Origin of the sequence: Escherichia sp. E14S1 (genome assembly GCF_004211995.1) — a bacterium.
Lineage (GTDB): Bacteria > Pseudomonadota > Gammaproteobacteria > Enterobacterales > Enterobacteriaceae > Escherichia.
Genome location: NZ_RHJQ01000025.1, coordinates 31,911 through 52,383 on the forward strand (window position 1 = coordinate 31,911; position 20,473 = coordinate 52,383).

The window sequence follows — 20,473 nt, forward strand, 5'->3', positions numbered from 1 at the left end:
GCGCTGGTCGTTTTCAGCGGCAAGAAAGTGCTTATTAATGACCGCTCACTCTAGACAATATTTATTAATAATCCAATTGTTGAGCATGGAGAATCTGCACAAATCGGCAATTTTTTTATGTCGATGGGAAGAGCCTGATTCATTTGTAAAATCAGGCAAATTTTTGCAAAGCAGGATGGCCCGATTTTAAAGCAATCCACAGCGGCGTTTACTGCGTTCTTCCGCTTCCTTGTATAACTGAAATTCATCAAAAACCTGGCAGCCCAGCGCCTGCTCGAATGCCTCACGACTGGCATTACCATGACTGCGCGTCTGCGTTTCGTTACCGAGATTGGACTGGAAGATCCCCGCCGCACTCACCGGCAAAAAATCCTCATACGTAATAGGTTGTGCGACAACCCAGCCACGTTCAATCAAAGGTTGCGGATCGTCCCCAGGATGTATCGCCTGACGATGCGCTTCACCCGATGGTGTCAGTCGATAACGGAACCATGCCAGCCCTTGCTGGCGCATCAAAAATTCGCTGTCCGGGAAAGCGCGAAAGGTTTCCTGCAAATGCAGTTGATGAGTGAGATTATCCTGTCCAGTTCCGGCATTACGCAGAAGTTCATCATACAGTCGCCGCCCTTTCGGCGTTAACGCCACTCCGCGCTGCTCTATCTCACCAAATCGCGCGGTATGCCTCCCCTGCTGTTGCCCCACAAACAGAACCGTTTCTTCCAGTGCCTTAAAGCTGGTTTGACGCAATAAAATCGGCACCTCGCGGCGCGGCGGCCCTTCGATGAGAATTTTTGGTTCGATACCGCGTTCGGGCATCATCGACTGCACCCGATCAATGTCCAGCGTGCGTGGCGTCAGGTGATTGATATGACAGCCTGGAAAACAGACTACATCAGCGATCAGTCGATGCTCGTTATGCAACGCGTGATAGGTTTCTTCATCTACCGTTGCTGACTGATGCCAACGAAACGTCTCCAGGGCTTCTCGCACAAACTCCCGCGCTTGCGCTTCGCTAAAACCGCCCTCCCGATCATATTCATCTAACAGTTGCCGACAACGTGGGGTAAAGATATCGCGCTGGCGTAAAATCTCCGCCGCCTTTTGGCGCAATGTTTTGTTTTCGATAAGCTCAAGGCGGAGCAATGAGGTAAAAACTCGGAAAGGATTACGCGCAAGCGAGGCATCATCGATGGGCCGAAATGCCGTAGAATGTACCGGCACGCCAGCCTGCGAGAGATCGTAATAACTCACCGGATACATTCCCATAATGGCGAATATCAGCCTTAATGTGGCAAGTTCCTGCGCGGTTCCTACACGTATCGCCCCATGACGTTCAACGTTAAGCCTCGCCAGTTCATCCGCATTAACCATTTTTTCATGCAGTTGGGGATTATTTTCCAGCACAGCCAGATTCACGTCAGCGACCAGTTCCAGCAACGTACCGTACTGTGGAACTTCTTGTTGATACATGGCTGACATTGCCTGCGAAAACTGTTCCCGAATCTCATCCGCTGTGATGCTGTTCGCCATAATGCCTACCCCCAGTGGTCAATTATCTCGAGTGTAGGTAACCGCATTCACTCTGGTGGGAAGAATTTACAAACTGTGATCTCGCCTCGAAATCATCAATATTATCGATTTCGATGTAACATAATTACTTTAAATGTTAATAATATTTTGCAATCAAGTTATCATAATCAAACAACATCACTTGTCAGCGGCACCGCTTCGTTTTTAACATCGCTTATGGAAAAAAATAGTCTGTTTAGTCAGCGCATCCGTTTGCGCCACCTTCATACATTCGTAGCTGTCGCACAACAAGGAACTTTGGGGCGCGCGGCTGAAACCCTTAATCTGAGTCAACCGGCACTCTCTAAGACATTGAATGAGCTGGAGCAATTGACGGGTGCTCGCCTGTTCGACCGAGGACGTCAAGGCGCGCAGCTCACCTTACCTGGCGAGCAATTTTTAACTCACGCAGTCAGAGTTCTTGACGCCATTAACACCGCTGGACAGTCACTTAATCGTAAAGAAGGCCTTAACAATGATGTCGTCAGAGTGGGCGCGCTACCTACCGCGGCACTAGGGATATTACCTTCGGTTATAGGTCAGTTTCATCAGCAACAAAAAGAAACCACACTGCAAGTTGCCACCATGAGTAACACGATGATCCTGGCGGGATTAAAAACAGGGGAAATCGATATTGGTGTTGGTCGGATGTCAGATCCTGAACTGATGACCGGACTTAATTACGAGCTGCTGTTTCTCGAATCACTTAAGTTAGTTGTTAGGCCTAATCACCCCCTGCTTCAGGAGAACGTAACGTTAAGTCGGGTACTGGAATGGCCTGTTGTCGTATCACCAGAAGGCACCGCGCCACGGCAGCATTCTGAGGCATTAGTAAAAAGCCAGGGATGTAAAATTCCTTCAGGTTGCATTGAAACGTTGTCTGCATCGCTTTCACGTCAGCTTACGGTTGAATACGACTACGTGTGGTTTGTTCCTTCTGGCGCGGTAAAAGACGACCTGCGTCATGCCACGCTGGTGGCCCTGCCTGTTCCGGGGCATGGAGCAGGCGAACCTATTGGAATACTGACCCGCGTAGATGCAACACTCTCTTCCGGTTGTCAGTTGATGATTAACGCCATTCGAAAATCAATGCCGTTCTGAAATGTAAGGGATCTTACGATCCCTTTTTTATCACACCGTTGCCAAACTCACTGAACTCCCTGTTCCTTGTTGAGCCGCCTGAACTGGTTGTTTCTTCAGACGGAACACATCCACGGCTTCAGTTAACCGCGCCGCCTGTTCTTCAAGAGATACCGCCGCAGCTGAAGCCTCTTCCACCAGAGAAGCGTTCTGTTGCGTCACTTTATCCATTTCAGAAATCGCCTGGCTAACTTGTGTGATACCTCTGCTTTGTTCATCTGAGGCGGCAGCTATTTCTTGCATGATATGTGTGACGCTCGCCACGGCATCAACAATAGCGCTCATGGTTTTCCCTGCTGTTGCCACCTCATCGGCCCCCTGGCCAATCAACCTGACGGACTCACTGATCAAGCCTTCAATCTCTTTCGCCGCCTGGGCGCTGCGGCTTGCAAGTGTACGCACTTCGCTGGCGACAACGGCAAATCCCCGCCCTTGCTCACCGGCTCGTGCGGCCTCAACGGCGGCATTGAGCGCCAGGATATTGGTCTGGAAGGCAATACTGTTGATAACAGCCGTGATTTCAGAAATTTTCTTCGAGCTACTGGAGATATTACCCATTGTCCGCACTACACCGGCAACTGTTTGTCCGCCATCACCGGCTTTACTTGAGGCCTCTTGCGCCAGTTTGCTGGCATGATATGCGTTATCAGAATTTTGTTTCACTGTTGCGGTGAGTTGCTCCATGCTGGCGGCGGTTTGTTCAATTGCCGCCGCTTGTTCTTCGGTGCGTGAGGAAAGGTCAGCATTACCGGCAGAAATCTCACTGGTGCCACGATAGATCTCTTCAGCCCCCTGACGCACCGTTCCCACCGTCAGCGCCAGCGAATGCTGCATTTGCTGTAGATGGCGACTTAAGCGGCCAATTTCACTGCGGCCAGTGGGTTCGTCAACCAGAGTCAGATCGCCACTGGCAATTTTTTCAATCCGTTGGGCAGCATGTTGCAGTGGACGAATGACAATCCGGCGTAACACCATAAAGGTTATCAGCGTCATTACCAGCGCAAGTATAAATGCGCCAATCATAAACATCCCTCCCAGACGAGTACGCTGATGCGCCTGTTCCGCTAGCTGGTTAGCTCTGGCGCTACGTATCTCAATGGCTTTGCTTAACTGCTGGTTATAGGCATTATCAAGCGTTCTGATCTGCTCACTTTCATGATTGATAATGGCTTCAAACATGCCATTTTTGGCATATTTCAACATGGGTTGCAGGCCGGAAATATAAGCCAGGAAACGCTGATTTAATTCTCCGTCCAGCGCATCGTCAGCGGGAGTTTTCACCAGGCGAGTACGGTAAACGTTATAGCCTTGTTGCGATTGCTTTATTTGCAATTCCGCTTGCGCAATATTTCGTTTCATCTCTTCCATTTCAGCGATACGACTTGCTGCCCCGGCCTGAATCATATTGATCCGGGCTGAACGCAATAAATCAGAGCTGTTTGCTAAACCCGTGCGTATCTGGATCTCGTCGCTGACGTCGCGCTGATCGCGGTCTGCCTGCCAGAGAAAATACCCCGACAGGGATGAACTCAAGGCAAACAGAAACAGGATGCCGCCAAGAATGCAGGCAAATAATGGAACCAGCCTGATGTGATGTAAAAAGCCTAAGCGGTGTGAGGATGTTGTATTCATGACCGTTGTCTCTCTTCCTGGTTACTCCCGATAGAGAGTCATCGGCAATCGATGGTAATTGCTTACTGGCAAAAACCTGTTTATATCACATTTTTACAACAATTTTTGTGATGAGAGATTATTACCATCGGAATGAGGAGACTTACGAGTAGTTATACCTTGTAAGGCGTATTACGAAAAATTCTGGAAAATGCCACGCAATTTCGTGAAGTGATTATTTCGCTGGTAAGGGTAATTACATAGGATGTTTGCGGGCGCCTGAGACTTTCTGTTTTCAGGCTTACCGGGAATCAGAAAGACGAAGGCCCCGACCGATATTTCTATCAACCGAGGCCAACGAATGAACCTAGCAATTCAGATGTTAGCCTCTTACCTGCCATCCGGCAAGGAGAAAGGCTATGAAGCGCAACCCCCTGGTGGTGTGTCTGCTCATTATCTGTATCACGATTCTGGCATTCACACTCCTGACCCGACAAACGCTCTACGAACTGCGATTCCGGGACGGTGATAAGGAGGTGGCGGCTCTCATGGCCTGCCAGTCCAGGTAAGGGCCTGCGCGGGGAGCATTCCCCGCGCATCTGGTTGGCGAGTTCATTTTCTCATGGCGCCCCTTTTAGTTAGTGCATGTTTTTTTCGATGCGCTGATAGAACCATCATTACAGACAAATTTGCCGCCAGCTGTACAGTGAGAGATCCCCCCTTTCGCACCAGAACAGGGTTTGCGCCCGGCATCAACATAAAAAGACATCAGTAATCCCATCAGTAAAATAAAGAGCAACTTTTTCATACAACCTCCATGGCTTGCCGAATCTTATGTTCGGTATAAAAGTTATACGCTGTGCGGTCTTTATTTCACTTAGGGAGATCAAAGATTGGAGAAATTGAATTTCAATCTTAACAGTATATATATTGATTAAATATCAACCCGTTGAACATATAAACTCGGATTATGGTTTTATTTGTCATACAAATAAATATAATAGGCGCTTCCGATGTAGGCCCGTATTCTTCGCCTGTACCACGGGTCTGGTTTAGTACAGGCGCTTTCTTCTAATACCTTCAGGAGCGCTTACGCGGCATCATGCGCAAAAGCGTGTTGTCTTTCCATAAATAGTGGTGTGCCAGAGCAGCAGCCGCATGAAGCCCGATAACGTAATATCCCAGATTGGCCAACGTTTCATGCCACCACTTTAATCTATCCACCAGGTCAAAATTGGCCTCTGACGCGTAAGGCATTGTCAGACCAAACGCAAACCACGGATTACCCCGGTTATACATCATCACCAAACCAATCACTGGCAATACAATAAACAGGAGATAGATCACCAAATGTCCCAAATGAGCGAGTCCCGTCATCATGGGCCTGGGTTTCGGTACAATGGGCGGCGTTGGGTATTTCAATCTGAGTAACAGACGAACCACCATCAGCACGAGAATTGAGATGCCACATGAAACGTGGATCATGTTGATCACCGGACGATCGCTACGCGGGAAAAATCCACGAAACTCCATCGCACAATAGGCTGCAATAACCAGCAAAAAGACCAGCCAGTGAATGCCAATTTGTAACCTTGAATATCTAATTCCCATAACATTTCCTGCTTTAACACAATTTGCCGTTAACATAACGAGCTTTTCTTAAAATTTCATTAAATATTGTTCACCCGTTTTCAGTACGTTACGTTTCATGGCAAAAAGGTAGATTGCCCATCCTGTCATCCTGGTCTAAGCCTGGAAAGGACTAATTTTTACCCACAAGTTCTTGACTGGAGAAAACCATGAGCAAAGTTGGCATTAACGGTTTTGGTCGTATCGGCCGACTGGTATTACGTCGGCTACTTGAGATTAAAAGTAACATTGACGTTGTCGCCATTAATGATCTTACGTCTCCGAAAATTCTCGCCTACCTACTAAAGCACGATTCAAACTACGGTCCTTTCCCCTGGAGCGTCGATTTCACAGAGGATTCACTTATTGTTGATGGAAAAAGTATTGCGGTTTACGCCGAAAAAGACGCGAAAAATATCCCCTGGAAAGTAAAAGGTGCTGAAATTGTCATTGAATGTACCGGTTTTTATACTTCCGCAGAAAAATCCCAGGCGCATCTGGACGCTGGAGCGAAAAAGGTGTTGATTTCCGCACCGGCAGGAGAAATGAAAACCATCGTTTATAACGTCAATGATGGCACTCTGGATGGCAACGACACCATTATTTCTGTGGCGTCATGCACAACCAACTGTCTTGCGCCGATGGCCAAAGCATTGCATGACAGTTTTGGGATAGAAGTTGGCACAATGACAACGATCCATGCCTATACCGGCACCCAGTCTCTGGTGGATGGTCCGCGTGGTAAAGATTTACGTGCATCGCGGGCAGCGGCGGAAAATATCATCCCCCACACTACCGGTGCGGCAAAAGCCATTGGTCTGGTGATCCCGGAACTTAGCGGCAAACTTAAAGGCCATGCGCAACGCGTGCCAGTGAAAACAGGTTCAGTGACCGAGCTGGTGTCTATCCTTGGGAAAAAAGTGACTGCTGAAGAGGTGAATAACGCACTTAAAAAAGCAACGACCAATAACGAGTCATTTGGTTATACCGACGAAGAGATTGTCTCTTCCGATATCATTGGCAGCCATTTTGGTTCGGTGTTTGATGCGACCCAAACGGAAATCACCGCAGTGGGCGATTTACAACTGGTGAAGACCGTCGCCTGGTACGATAACGAGTATGGTTTTGTCACTCAACTCATTCGTACTCTGGAAAAATTCGCCAAACTCTGACCAGCACTGGCGGAGGAAAAACCTCCGCCTCTTTCATATCTTACGACTGCAAATAGACCACCTGAGTCTGTAGATACTCATGCAAACCATGTTTGCCATCTGCGCCGCCAATACCCGACTTACGCCATCCAGCATGGAAACCTTGCATAGCTTCGAAGTTTTCTCGGTTGATGTAGGTTTCGCCAAACTTGAGTCCTTTGATGGCTTTCATCGCCACGTTAAGATTCTCGGTATATATCGATGACGTCAGGCCATAATCGCTGTCGTTGGCCATGGAGATAGCCTGTTCCAGCGTGTCAAAAGCGACTACCGGCAGCACTGGCCCAAAGGTTTCTTCGTGCATAATGGACATTTCCTGGCGGACATCCAAAAGCAACGTTGGCGGATAATAATAACCTTTCCCTTCTACAGCCTTACCACCCAACGCGATTCTCGCGCCCTCTTCTACTGCCCGCGCTACCTTTTGTTCCACCCTTTCCAGAGCTGCAGCGTTAATCAGCGGCCCCATCGCAATGTCGTTACGTTCGGCGGGGTTACCAAATTGAACCGCCTGCATTGCCTCGCCCAGTCGATTAACAAAGCGATCGTAAACACCTTTCTGCACATAGACACGTTCCGCACAGTTACACACCTGCCCGGTATTTATCACGCGTGAATCAACAATGGCTTTGACGGCCAATTCAAGATCGGCGTCATCCATCACGATAGCAGGGGCTTTGCCCCCCAGCTCCAGACACACTTTGGTGATATTTTTCGCCGCGGTCGCCATGATTTTTTCTCCGGCAGCGACGCTGCCTGTCATGCTGACCATAGCTACTTTTGGATTACCCGCCAACTCCTGACCTACCGTTTCACCGCGTCCTAACACAAGGTTAAACACGCCGCGTGGTAGGCCAATTTCGTCGACGATTTTAGCAAATGCGATCGCATTGTTTGGCGTAAATTCGCTCGGTTTGATGACGATGGTATTGCCTGTGAGAAGAGCTGGCGCCATTTTGCGAGCGATCAGGAAAAACGGGAAGTTCCACGGTAGGATACCGGTCGTTACGCCCAACGCACGTTTAAACAGCAGGATGTTTTCCCCAGGACGATCACTTTGAATAATCTCGCCCTCGTAGCGACGAGCCCATTCTGCCATGTAATCGATATAGTCAGCAGTAAAAGCGACTTCGACTTCGGCCAGCTGTTGAATTTTGCCACCTTCCTCGACGATCAATGAGCTAATTTCACTGGCCCGTTCGCGGATCCCCGCAGAGATTTTCCGTAACCAGTTCGCTCGTTCAATCGCGGGTAATGCTTCCCATTCTGGCTGCGCTCGCTCTGCCGCATCGATTGCTTTGCGAGCATCTTCAGCCTGGCCATCAGGAATGCGGGAAATCACTGCCTCTGTTGCGGGGTTAACCACATCAATCCATGCGTCGCCGCGCCAGGTGATAAACTGTCCATCGATATACATAGGATGTTGAACGGGTACAGACATGGGCTACTCCTGCGATTGATATGTTTATATTTTGTAACTCACGCGTTAATTAACATCAATCACAGTAGAGAAGGCATCGTGGATGTGCAATTTTGTGAAAGGCTTCATAAAAAGAGATACGACGGGAATAAAGAGAGGAAGAAAAAGATCAGATTATTACCCGTTTGCAATCATTTGTTCACAAACGGGCAATTATTAGCGCAGTGAGCGACTCTCCATTGCCTCAATAAGCACAGCGTCATACTGTAATAGCTGCCATGCCTGCATAACTTCTGACGGAAAATCGACGTGAACGATAAAATCGCGTCCGCGCGGTCCATAGCCATCGCTGTCATCGCGCAAGCGTGGCAGCTCGCCAGTAAGTAGAGACAAATATCGCTCAACTGGCCATAATCCTGTCAGCGGATTAGCAAACGTCACGCTGCCTGCATCATTTCCCAACTGTGGTACGAATCCCGGATAACTTAGCCAGCGAGGCGCATCAGGATTATCTCCGGTAATACGACGGAACGTCGCCATGGTTCGGCGTTGCATAGTGGGATCCTGGACGACAATCGTGGTATGGACTCGCTCTGCTAACTGATTCAATAATGCGATACTGAAACGGGCATTTTCTCCACAGTTAGTTGACTGGTCTTCAATCCAGATTTTTTCCTGCGGAATGTGCCAGAACTGATGAGCGATATCCGCCAGGATGGTAGCTTCTGCCCTGCCAGTGGTGCTGATAGTGTTGTAGTGCGGATGCTGTGCGATGGCGCTATACAAAAAAGTTGTCGAGTGACCTATACCACCACTAATCAGTAAAGGAATTTGCTGATCTCTTGCAATCTTACAAGCGGCATCGATAGTGGGAATGACAGCATTGCCTGCAAGTATCACGCAATCGGCCTGATACGGAGCTTCACCGGAGAAATCATCCTGCGCCAGCCATCGACCGATAACGTTTATAGCATCAATGGTTGACGCTGAAAGCGTCGGAAACGGGTTAATATTCATGGTCCCTCCTTATCGTTCCCTTAAGAATACTGCGTGAGATAATAATGAGAAGCGGAGCACTCTGAAAGGAGGAAGCCGTATTTCCTTAACCACCTCTCCGCAAGCCTGACATATCTTTTACGGAAAAGCTGTAGATAAACATTATTCATCTTGCAGCAGAGAATTGTATTTTTCTGAATTCCCCAATTTTTGCCTTTACCGTTTTTAGAATTAATAAAAAACCCGGCGCTAAATGCTTACCGGGTTTTAGATTTATCAGGCAAATAGCAGGGTTAACCGCTAATCTGCTCCATCGCCTGCAAAATACGCTTATCTGAAATCGGATAAGGTGTCCCCAACTGTTGAGCGAAGTAACTAACGCGCAGCTCTTCTATCATCCAGCGGATCTCTTTCACGTCTTCATCCTCACGACGTGCAGGCGGCAGTTTGTTGATCCATTGCTGCCACGCCTGCTGGACGTTTTCGACTTTCAGCATCTGCACACGGTCGCGATGTGGATCAATCGCCAGTTTTTCCAGTCGTTTTTCAATCGCCCGCAAATATCGCAGCGTGTCGCCCAGCCGTTTGAAGCCGTTACCAGTAACAAAACCGCGATAAACCAGCCCGCCCATCTGTGCTTTGATATCCGACAGTCCCAGCGCCATCGTCATATCCACCCGACCTTTCAGGCGTTTGTTGATATTGAACACTGCAGTGAGGATTTGCTCGACCTGCTTCGCAATATCCACCACCGTGTCGTTCAGTTCAGCGCGGACTTTTTCATGCAGTGCAGCAAAGCCTTCTTCCGTCCAGACCGGTCCACCATTGGCGTCGATCAGTTGATCCACACCGCAGGAGATACAGTCGTCAATCAGCTCCAGCACTTTACCATACGGGTTAAAGTACAGCCCCAGCTTAGCTTTGTTTGGTAACTTCTCATGCAAATACTTGATCGGCGATGGAATATTCAGCAGCAGTAGACGGCGAAGACCGTTCCACATTGCCTGCTTTTGCTCCAGCGGGTTATCAAACAGTTTGATCGCCACACTGTCGCGCTCATCCACCAGCGCCGGCCACGCCTTCACTTTGTAGTTGCCACGCTTCTGCTCATAGCTTTCCGGCAATTGACCAAAACTCCAGATATGCAGACCGCTCTGCTCAATACCGTCATCCGCCACCGCAGACAGCGTTTCCTGCACTTTGCCTTTCAGGGCATCTTTCAGATCTTGTAATGAGCGCCCTTCTTTTAGCTTCTTGTTTTTGTCATCCACCACGCGGAAGGTGATTTTCAGGTGATCGGGTACCTGATCCCAGTGCCAGTCTTCGCGGTCAACGGTGACGCCAGTCATCCGTCGCAGTTCGCGCTCAAGGCTGTCGAGCAACGGTAACTCCAGCGGTGTGACGCGGCCTAAAAACGCTTCGGCATAGTTTGGCGCGGGCACAAAATTACGGCGTACCGGTTTCGGCAACGATTTAATCAGAGCAATCACCAGTTCGCGGCGCAGACCGGGGATCTGCCACTCAAACCCACTCTCCTCAACCTGGTTAAGTAACGGCAGCGGAATATGTACGGTCACACCGTCAGCATCTGCGCCGGGCTCAAACTGATAGCTCAAACGCAGTTTGAGATTGCCCTGATGCCAGAAGTTCGGGTAATCCAGCTTGCTGATTTTTTCTGCCCCTTCTTTGATCAACATGCTCTTTTCAAAGTTGAGCAAATCAGGCGTTTCGCGGCTGACTTTTTTCCACCAGCTGTCGAAGTGGCGTGCAGAGATCACATCATGGCTGATGCGCTGGTCGTAGAACTCAAACAACGTTTCGTCATCGACCAGAATATCGCGGCGACGTGATTTGTGTTCCAGTTCTTCCACTTCAGCCCGCAGTTTCAGGTTTTCGCGGAAGAATGCGTGACGCGTCTGCCAGTCACCTTCCACCAGCGCGTGGCGAATAAAGAGTTCACGACATAACGCCGGATCGATCTGGCTGTAGTTGACCTTACGCGCGGCAACAATCGGCAAACCATAAACGGTGACTTTTTCCGTTGCCATCACCGCGCCCTGCGCCCGTTCCCAGTGCGGTTCACTGTAGGTGCGTTTAATCAAATGCTGAGCGACGGGTTCCACCCATTCCGGATCGATGCGTGCCGCAATGCGCCCCCACAGGCGGCTGGTTTCTACCAGTTCCGCCACCATCACCCATTTCGGCGGCTTTTTGAATAAACCGGAACCGGGGAAAATGGAAAAACGCGCGTTACGTGCGCCGGTATATTCTTGTTTATCGGCATCTTTCATGCCGATATGGGAAAGCAAACCGGTCAGTAAGGCGATGTGAATTTCGCGATACTCCGCCGGTTCGCTGTTCACCGGAATGCCGAGTTCTTTAACTACCTGGCGCAACTGGGTATAGATATCCTGCCATTCGCGCACGCGCAGATAGTTGAGATAATCGGTACGACACAGACGACGGAAGGCGTTTGAAGAAAGCGCCTTTTGCTGCTCGCCAAGATAATTCCACAGATTTACAAACGCGAGGAAATCGGATTCTTTGTCGTGGAAGCGACGATGTTTTTCGTCCGATGCCTGCTGTTTATCCATTGGTCGTTCGCGCGGATCCTGAATGGAGAGCGCAGACGTGATAATCATCGCCTCACGCACGCAGCCATGTTTCTGCGCTTCCAGCACCATACGCGCCAGACGTGGGTCGACCGGCAGCTGCGAGAGCTGGCGACCGAGCGGCGTTAGTTTATAGGCGCTGGCCTGTTCATCAGTGGTGATCGCGCCCAGCTCTTCGAGCAGACGCACACCATCCTGAATATTGCGTTTATCTGGCGCTTCAACAAACGGGAACGCGGCGATATCGCCCAGCCCCAGCGCGGTCATCTGCAAAATAACCGATGCCAGGTTAGTACGCAGAATCTCCGGATCGGTAAACTCCGGGCGCGAGAGGAAATCGTCTTCCGAATAGAGACGAATACAGATCCCTTCTGACACACGTCCGCAGCGGCCTTTACGCTGATTAGCTGAAGCCTGCGAAATTGGCTCAATCGGCAAACGCTGCACTTTAGTGCGATAGCTGTAACGGCTGATACGCGCCGTACCTGGGTCGATAACGTACTTTATACCCGGTACGGTCAGCGAGGTTTCTGCAACGTTGGTCGCCAGCACAATGCGCCGTCCGCTGTGCGACTGGAAGACGCGGTTCTGTTCGCTGTTCGAAAGCCGCGCATAAAGCGGCAAGATTTCGGTATGGCGTAAGTTCAGCTTGTTCAGCGCATCGGCGGTATCGCGAATTTCTCGCTCGCCGCTCATAAAGATCAGAATGTCGCCAGGGCTTTCCTGGCTCAGTTCATCTACGGCATCGAAAATAGCCTGCAACTGGTCGCGCTCGGTGTCATCGGCTTCTTCAACAATCGGGCGATAGCGCACTTCCACCGGATAGGTCCGACCGGAGACTTCAATAATCGGCGCATTATTAAAGTGGCGCGAAAAGCGTTCCGGGTCGATAGTCGCGGAAGTGATAATGATTTTTAGGTCAGGACGCCGCGGCAGCAACTCTTTCAAATAGCCGAGCAGAAAATCAATGTTCAGGCTACGTTCGTGCGCTTCGTCGATGATGATGGTGTCGTACTGCATCAACAGGCGATCTTGCTGGATTTCCGCCAGCAAGATACCGTCGGTCATCAGCTTGACCATCGTGTTATCACTTACGTGATCGCTGAAACGCACTTTGTAACCGATGCAACCGCCCGGCTCCGTTTTCAGCTCTTCCGCAATACGGTTCGCCACCGTTCTTGCCGCCAGGCGACGCGGCTGGGTATGGCCGATCAGCCCTTTAATCCCGCGCCCCAGCTCCATACAGATTTTCGGTAGCTGAGTCGTTTTACCAGAACCCGTTTCCCCGGCGACGATCACCACCTGGTGATCACGAATTGCTTCGAGAATGTCCTGTTTTTTCTGACTAACCGGTAAATTGTCCGGATAAGTAATTTCCGGTCGTGCCGCTTCACGCAGCAGGACTTTCCCTGCCGCATGGTCAATCTCTTTCGCCATCTCCTGGAAAATGGCCTGTTGTGCATCAGGATTTTTAACCTTCTTCACGCCGTGCAGACGGCGAGAAAAACGCAGTCTGTCACGCAGCATCAGCGAATCCAGCCGTTGCTGTAAGGCGTTAAAGGTCAATTTTTGTTGTTCTGTCATAACGTTAGAGGGCAGCGTCGTGCCTGATTAATTTTCTTTTAAATGATAGATATAGAGTACCACATCGCAGCTTTTTATGTGTTGTTCAATAAATTCGAACATAGACTTCGATATATTGCGCTATCTCTGTGGCAGGATTGTGAATAAAGTGTCAACAAGCAACGGGGCATCGCCCATTCAAACATCTATAAGGAAACACCATGAGCAAGGTATTAGTTCTTAAATCCAGCATCCTGGCAGGGTACTCTCAGTCTAATCAGTTGTCCGATTATTTTGTTGAACAGTGGCGTGAAAAGCATTCCGCTGATGAAATCACTGTTCGTGACCTGGCTGCAAATCCGATTCCGGTCCTGGATGGTGAACTGGTTGGCGCTCTGCGTCCGAGCGATGCGCCGCTGACTCCGCGTCAGCAGGAGGCTTTAGCGCTTTCCGATGAGCTAATTGCCGAGCTGAAAGCCCACGACGTTATCGTTATTGCGGCACCGATGTACAACTTCAACATCTCGACTCAGTTGAAAAACTATTTTGACCTGGTTGCACGTGCAGGCGTTACTTTCCGCTATACCGAGAACGGTCCGGAAGGTCTGGTAACGGGTAAAAATGCCGTTGTTATTACCAGCCGCGGCGGTATCCATAAAGATGGACCAACTGACCTGGTGACGCCGTATCTGTCCACGTTCCTGGGCTTTATCGGCATTACTGATGTGAAATTTGTTTTCGCCGAAGGGATTGCCTACGGTCCGGAAATGGCAGCAAAAGCACAGTCTGACGCGAAAGCAGCCATTGACAGCATTGTTGCTGCATAACCGGATACGATCTTGATGTGGACTGTAGTTCAGTCCACATCTCAATCCGCTAACCTATTTTCCCACAATCTCAGCATCGCTTTGTGCTCTTCCTTCAGCACAATCTGCGAGCGTCTGACTCGTTATTCTCGCGAAATACTATCCAACGTAGACAACACTTCCTCAGAAAGATGCAATTTTTCAGCAGCCATATTCTCCCGTAAATGCGCGACGGAAGACGTCCCAGGGATAAGCAAAATATTCGGTGAACGCTGTAACAGCCATGCCAGCGCCACCTGCATCGGTGTCGCATTAAGGTTTGCTGCCACTTCCGAAAGCGTGGAGGATTGCAGCGGCGTGAAACCACCGAGCGGAAAGAACGGTACGTATGCAATGCCATCGCGGGCCAAAGCATCAATCATTGCGTCATCAGCACGGTGCGCGATGTTGTATTCGTTCTGTACACAGACGATTTCGGCAATCTTACGCGCCTCTGCAACCTGCGTCGGTGTGACGTTACTCAGACCAATATGTTTTACCAGCCCTTGTTGTTGCATCTCCGCCAGCACGGTCAGGCTGGCTTCAATCGATCCTTCCGCTGGGCCATGACCATCGCCAAACATAACGCGCAGGTTAACCACATCCAGTAAGTCCAGGCCGAGATTACGTAGATTATCGTGCACCGCTTTTTGCAGCTCTGCCGGAGAAAAAGCGGGCAACCAGGAAGCATCCTCACCACGCCGCGCGCCAATTTTAGTGACAATTGTCAGGTCGTCAGAGTAAGGATAAAGCGCTTCACGGATAATCTGATTGGTGACATGCGGACCATAAAAATCACTGGTGTCAATGTGATTGACGCCCAATGCCAGTGCCTCACGCAGCACGGTTATAGCAACGTGGCGATCTTTCGGAGGGCCGAAAACGCCAGGCCCAGCCAGTTGCATTGCACCGTAACCAAGACGATTAACGGATTTTGTACCGAGAGTAAATGTGTTGCTGCTCATAACACCCTGCCCTGTAATAAAACGGAATACGAAAAATCAGTATAGAAATGAAAAACGAAAAAAAATGCGAAGACGTAAACAAGATTGCCGGATGTACTGCACATACCGGCGCAGGGAAAAGCAGCAAACCGTTGGCTGGATAAGACATGCCAGGCGTCGCATCTGGCAATAAAAAACCGCAACCTGAATCAGCGTTGCGGTTTTCTTCACGACCTAATCATTAGAACGTTTTCTTAAAGTTCAGCATTACGCCTTTATCGCTGATGCTATCCTCTTTCCAGTGGTAAGCATCTAGATTCAGCGAACTTTCTTTACTGCTGTACTTCACGCCAACGCTTGCAAGATTATTAATACCGCCGCCTTTCTGACCGTCATCAACATTAAAGTGCTGACTGCCTGCGCCGGCAAGGCTTGCAGTACGCTGGCTCTTCGCATAACTCAGGTTTGGCCCACCTTCCAGTGTCGCGTTCGCGCTCCAGCCGTCTTTGCCTGCGTAGTCCAGTTTCAACCCGACGATACTGTCTAATGCCGTTTCGCTGCCGCTGTTCATACTCAGGTTAAAGTCTCCGGCATTTCGCTCCTGATAGCCACCTTCCAGTGTGTGACGCAGTTTTACACCCGCATATGGTGTGAGCTTCAGCCCCTCGCTCGGCTCGAAGGTCTTCGCTCCTTCGCTACGGAACTCAAGGTACTGCTGTTTCACATCGGTATCTGCCGTTTTGCTCGTGTTGCTAAATGCAATTGAACGACTGCTGTCGAGGTTATGCACGTCATAACGCAATGCGTTATTCCAGCTCATGCCATTCTCGAAGGACATCTGATGTTTCAGGCCAAAGAACTGGCTGTAGCCGCCAGTCACCCCGTTATCACCCGCTTTCTGTGCACCATCGCCATCGAGACGAGCGATCCCGTACTCCAGACTCATCGTCTGGCTTTCACTCAGGTCAATGGTTTTACGCAATGCCAGCATGTCGTACTCGGTGTTGTTGCCCAACTCGGCACGCGGATCGCCTTTTGCGACTACATTGAACGCCAGACCGTTACCCACCTTCGGTGCCGCATCCGCCAGCATACTGAAGCGATTACTTAACACGCGCGCTTCACGGAACACTGTCGTGGCCTGGCTGCCGCTGATTTGCTTAAGTGCGCTATTCAATTCTGCCGTAGTACCAACGTTAAGGCTGGTGTACAGCTCGTTGTTGGTATAACTCGCATCCAGCGCTTTCGCGACGTCATTCACCGAAGCATCAGTTGCCACCTCGGTGTAGGCGTTTTTACTCATGGTGACGTCAACGTTGCCATTGACATCGGTGCTGCCTTTAGCGTTCCAGACAACTGAGGAGGAAGTAATATTCTCCACGCCGCTGATATTTTCACCTTTGAAAACATCATCAATCACTACGCTGGTATCAGCAGTACCGGCACTGAAGCCGGTATTGACCGTGACGTTGTCACTTATGGCCAGATTATTGGCTCTCAACGTGCCGGAACTTCCGTCACTGTTGGTACCAATGGTGTAATTGGTGAGTTTTTGCTGGGTAACTGACTCAACAGGCGCAGCAGGTACATTGCCTTGTCCTGGTGTCGCAGAAGCATTCGGTACGGTGATATCAGTAGTACCATCATGATCATTTCTCGTCCCTGTTGTATTTGGTGCATAAATATCGCAACCAATATTACACAGCAGGTTGATAATACCGTTATTGACGATCGCTTTAGTGGAACCACCAAACGCCCATGAATTATCTGCGTAAAGATTAATAACGCCGTCTTTAGTGTTATTAATCGTCGTTGCAGAACCATTACCTTTAATGCCAATCAGGCCTTCACCGTTGCTTCCATCAGCTTTGCCCTGTTCAGTACCCACGTTAATCGTGCCACTGTTCAGTACCCACGTTAATCGTGCCACTGTTCACCAACTGGATTGTGTAACTGGTAGCTCCTCCACTAATGGCAACTGCACCATCACCCTGAATATTGATTGTTCCGGCATTTGCGAAATTATATCCACGGCCTAAATCAATCAATGGCGCAGTTGGATTAATACCATTAATAACGCCAGTTTCCGTATTCCAGATCCACTTACCATTACTATTTGAACCGGTATTAGCGGTTTTAATCGCGCTGTAACCATTAGTCGCGGTAATAGTACCGCGGTTAACCTGGGCAAGTGAATCACCAGTACGAGTCACATTAACGATAGCATTTTCCCCTCCCGCAATAGCATTGCCGCTATTTGTGAGCGTCGAATCTGCTTCATTATAAAGCAAGAAACTACCGTTTATTAAAGAGCTACCATCAGCAGTTACTGTCATATCACCAGTGTTAACAATATTTTGTTTATAACTAGTTCCATTAATAACACCGCTGAAAATACCTTCATTATAGAAGTTTATTCCACCATTCAACGTTAACAGATCGGTTGTGATACTTCCCGAAGCACGGTTATAAATACTGGTACTAGCATTGATGGTGTCGGACTCCAGCACTCCTTTATTTTCCAATCCTTTTATGATATCCAACTTACCATTAACCGTCAGACTGGCATTTTCTTCATTGTACAACCAGTTTGATGCTTTTAAATCACCATTCAACGTTTCATTACCATTATTAACTAATGGCGCAGTAATGATAAATCCATCCTTAGTGGATGTCTTGGTAACTGATTCACCACTCTTGCTCAGCTCTCTTAATAGATCTTTGTTTTCTGTTGTAGCCCCCATATGTGGATCAGCTTCATCCATAGGAACACCAAACAGATTAATAGCACCATAATTAAGGATTGTACCTGTGCCATCGTTATAAAACGCCTGACCGGTATCAACATTAATATTAATAATACCTGTCTGGTCGTTGATAGCAGTACCATAGTTATAAACAGCCATCCCTACCAGGGTGTTTGCTGCCAAGTTTGCATCATAATGACTATTTTTCTCAAGATTAATCGTCCCCTGGTTTATGACGATATTGCTCGCACCATAAGCAGCCATCCCTGCACCGGCGTTATAGACAGTGATGACCCCGCCTTGCTGGTTGGTTGCAACTGCGTTTTCTTTTGGGCTACTACCTGTATCGGTACCCACAGCCATACCTACGCCAAAATCTCTGGCGTCAGCGGAGCCAATGTTATTATTCAACGTAGTTGTGTCGTTTACATCAACCCACAACGAATCCAGACTGATTTTCCCCGCATTATCTGCAGTGGAATTATCAATGGCCAGCATACCGATCGTGCCGCGTCCATACAAATCAATAATTCCGTCTACAGTATTGACCACTGAGCCATTGATGAACGACTCCATCCCTGTAGTGCCAGATGCTCTATTATAGAACGCAGCTGGGGTTGTACTTCCAAGGTCAGAATAGATATTCATCACACTCTGTTGCTGCATTATTTTTGCGGTAATTGTCCCATTATTTGTTGCATTACCATCTTGTGTCGCAAAGAATCCAGCACCAGCAGTTTGTACTTGCCCATAAAAATATTGTTCCAATGTAATGGAACCATTGTTAATACCGGTAGAGTCAGCATCTGATACTGTTGCAAATCCAATGTTTCTTAGTGCTATGTCACCATTATTTATTGCACTCGCTCCTGAATTAACACCTATGAGTCTTGATTCTGGCGTGTTGTAATGATCATAAGAAGTAATATCCCCCATACTTAGTGTGGCACCAACATCGACCTCAAGTATGGCTTTATTATTTAACTGAATAATACTTTCATAACCTAATGGAAAATCACCACTTATTGTTGAATCCCCTTTAAGATGAACAGTGGATTGACCATCAACACTAATGACCTGAACATCGCCATATCCCTTGCGCTGCGCAGCTATAGCAGAACCATCGGTTAATTGATTAGCCTCACCTACCAGATGAATGCCACTATTTAAATTAATTGTATTGTCATCACCTGTCACTACCAAACCAGAGATATTCTCCTGACTACCATCATATTTTAAATATGACTGGGTAGTCGTTTCACTATCGGCAACAACTGTCAATTTACCATCGACATTTGTATTGTTATTATTGCCTTTAATACTAATGCCAGTAGAAGTATCGTAAAATTTTTCAGCACCATTATCCGCTAACTGATCTTTATCAACCTTGATGTTGCCAGTGATATCAACGTTATTACCATCACCATTAACATTAACCCCAGTGGCCGACTGCCCGGTTACATTCAGATCGGTCGTAGCCAACGTTAATTTGTTGTCGTCACCATTGAGCACAAGCCCCGTGGAGAAATCACCAATCTGCATATCGCCAGCCACTGAGACATCCCCATTATTAGTAGTGATGCTAAACCCGGTAGCTGAATTCGTAACATCAACCTTGCCGGTATTCGAAAAGGTCGCGTTCTCACCTTCGATCTGAATACCGATCGAACCCTCATCTGTAACGGTTATGGTGCCCTTGTTATTCACCGTCGCACTGTCACCGGTGATATCCATTCCATGTGCCCCGCCACTTACATTCAGATCACCGTTCTGATTGACTGTCGCATTATTTCCAGCGATTTCTGTGCCGGTGGAGTCCTTGCCGTCAATGGTGGTTTTGCCGTTGTTGTTGGCGGTAGCATCGTCACCGTTAATCTGTGTGCCGGTGCCGCCGTTGCTGATGGTGCTGTCGCCTTCGTTATTAACAACCGCCTGGTCGCCGTCGATCTGAATGCCGATGGACTCCGGATCGGTGACGGTCATGGTGCCGTTATTGCCGTTGATTTCCGTGCCAGTTGCATCGTTGCCATCAACGGTGGTTTTGCCGCCGTTATTCGCCGTGGCGTCGTCACCGTTAATTTGCGTGCCGGTGCCGCCGTTGCTGATGGTGCTGTCACCTTCGTTATTAACAACCCCCAGCAAGCCGGCGATCTGAAAGCAGATAGACTACGGATCGGTGAGAGTCA

The 20,473-nt window shown here is 48.8% G+C and carries 13 protein-coding genes and 2 pseudogenes; 5 read left to right on the top strand and 10 right to left on the bottom strand.

Annotated features, from left to right (window positions below; all coding sequences use genetic code 11):
* Nucleotides 1-186: 186 nt before the first annotated feature.
* Nucleotides 187-1,530, bottom strand: coding sequence for a VOC family protein (locus tag D9734_RS20885; protein WP_130210227.1), 1,344 nt, complete (start codon nucleotides 1,528-1,530; stop codon nucleotides 187-189).
* Nucleotides 1,531-1,746: 216 nt separating this feature from the next.
* Between D9734_RS20885 and D9734_RS20890 the strand changes: the two genes are divergently transcribed.
* The gene (locus tag D9734_RS20890) at nucleotides 1,747-2,670 is read left to right on the top strand and encodes a LysR substrate-binding domain-containing protein (protein WP_130210229.1); all 924 of its coding nucleotides are present in this window, start codon (nucleotides 1,747-1,749) and stop codon (nucleotides 2,668-2,670) included.
* Nucleotides 2,671-2,700: 30 nt separating this feature from the next.
* On the opposite strand, the gene D9734_RS20895 is transcribed toward D9734_RS20890, so the two are convergent.
* Nucleotides 2,701-4,341: a methyl-accepting chemotaxis protein gene (locus D9734_RS20895; protein WP_130210231.1), complete on the bottom strand. Its 1,641-nt coding sequence runs from the start codon at nucleotides 4,339-4,341 to the stop codon at nucleotides 2,701-2,703.
* A gap of 398 nt (nucleotides 4,342-4,739) precedes the next feature.
* Here D9734_RS20895 and D9734_RS20900 point away from each other — a divergent pair, with 398 nt between their 5' ends.
* The gene (locus D9734_RS20900; RefSeq protein ID WP_064527420.1) at nucleotides 4,740-4,889 is read left to right on the top strand and encodes a type I toxin-antitoxin system Hok family toxin; all 150 of its coding nucleotides are present in this window, start codon (nucleotides 4,740-4,742) and stop codon (nucleotides 4,887-4,889) included.
* 65 nt (nucleotides 4,890-4,954) lie between these two features.
* Here D9734_RS20900 and D9734_RS20905 read toward each other — a convergent pair whose 3' ends face one another.
* Together D9734_RS20905 and cybB are read right to left on the bottom strand one after the other, a co-directional pair.
* Nucleotides 4,955-5,128 carry a hypothetical protein gene (locus D9734_RS20905; protein WP_130210233.1) on the bottom strand — a complete coding sequence of 58 codons (174 nt, stop codon included), beginning with the start codon at nucleotides 5,126-5,128 and terminating at the stop codon, nucleotides 4,955-4,957.
* 272 nt (nucleotides 5,129-5,400) lie between these two features.
* Nucleotides 5,401-5,931 (bottom strand): cytochrome b561, encoded by a 531-nt coding sequence (gene cybB / locus D9734_RS20910; RefSeq protein WP_130210235.1) that lies wholly within the window; start codon nucleotides 5,929-5,931, stop codon nucleotides 5,401-5,403.
* Nucleotides 5,932-6,119: 188 nt separating this feature from the next.
* Here cybB and gap point away from each other — a divergent pair, with 188 nt between their 5' ends.
* Nucleotides 6,120-7,121: a type I glyceraldehyde-3-phosphate dehydrogenase gene (gap, locus tag D9734_RS20915; RefSeq protein ID WP_130210237.1), complete on the top strand. Its 1,002-nt coding sequence runs from the start codon at nucleotides 6,120-6,122 to the stop codon at nucleotides 7,119-7,121.
* A 40-nt stretch (nucleotides 7,122-7,161) separates the two neighbouring features.
* On the opposite strand, the gene aldA is transcribed toward gap, so the two are convergent.
* The 3 genes from aldA to hrpA form a co-directional block, all read right to left on the bottom strand.
* On the bottom strand, nucleotides 7,162-8,601 hold the full coding sequence (gene aldA / locus D9734_RS20920; protein WP_130210239.1) for an aldehyde dehydrogenase: 1,440 nt from the start codon (nucleotides 8,599-8,601) through the stop codon (nucleotides 7,162-7,164).
* Nucleotides 8,602-8,796: 195 nt separating this feature from the next.
* Entirely contained in the window at nucleotides 8,797-9,597 is an 801-nt protein-coding gene (ydcF, locus tag D9734_RS20925; RefSeq protein WP_130210241.1) for a DUF218 domain-containing protein YdcF, read from the bottom strand.
* A 272-nt stretch (nucleotides 9,598-9,869) separates the two neighbouring features.
* Nucleotides 9,870-13,772 (bottom strand): ATP-dependent RNA helicase HrpA, encoded by a 3,903-nt coding sequence (gene hrpA / locus D9734_RS20930; protein ID WP_130210243.1) that lies wholly within the window; start codon nucleotides 13,770-13,772, stop codon nucleotides 9,870-9,872.
* Between the two features lie 200 nt (nucleotides 13,773-13,972).
* Here hrpA and azoR point away from each other — a divergent pair, with 200 nt between their 5' ends.
* Nucleotides 13,973-14,578, top strand: a complete 606-nt coding sequence (gene azoR / locus D9734_RS20935) for an FMN-dependent NADH-azoreductase (protein ID WP_130210245.1) — start codon at nucleotides 13,973-13,975, stop codon at nucleotides 14,576-14,578.
* Between the two features lie 41 nt (nucleotides 14,579-14,619).
* On the opposite strand, the pseudogene D9734_RS23620 reads toward azoR, so the two are convergent.
* The 3 genes and pseudogenes from D9734_RS23620 to D9734_RS20945 all read right to left on the bottom strand — a co-directional run.
* Nucleotides 14,620-14,700: pseudogene (locus D9734_RS23620) on the bottom strand (hypothetical protein); the annotation flags it as partial.
* On the bottom strand, nucleotides 14,701-15,561 hold the full coding sequence (pdxI, locus tag D9734_RS20940; protein ID WP_130210247.1) for a pyridoxine 4-dehydrogenase: 861 nt from the start codon (nucleotides 15,559-15,561) through the stop codon (nucleotides 14,701-14,703).
* Nucleotides 15,562-15,781: 220 nt separating this feature from the next.
* A pseudogene (locus tag D9734_RS20945) lies at nucleotides 15,782-20,021 on the bottom strand (autotransporter outer membrane beta-barrel domain-containing protein).
* 3 nt (nucleotides 20,022-20,024) lie between these two features.
* On the opposite strand from D9734_RS20945, the gene D9734_RS23625 reads away from it, so the two are divergent.
* Nucleotides 20,025-20,473, top strand: a 449-nt coding sequence (locus tag D9734_RS23625) for a hypothetical protein (RefSeq protein WP_240780552.1), incomplete at its 3' end; no start/stop codon positions are given.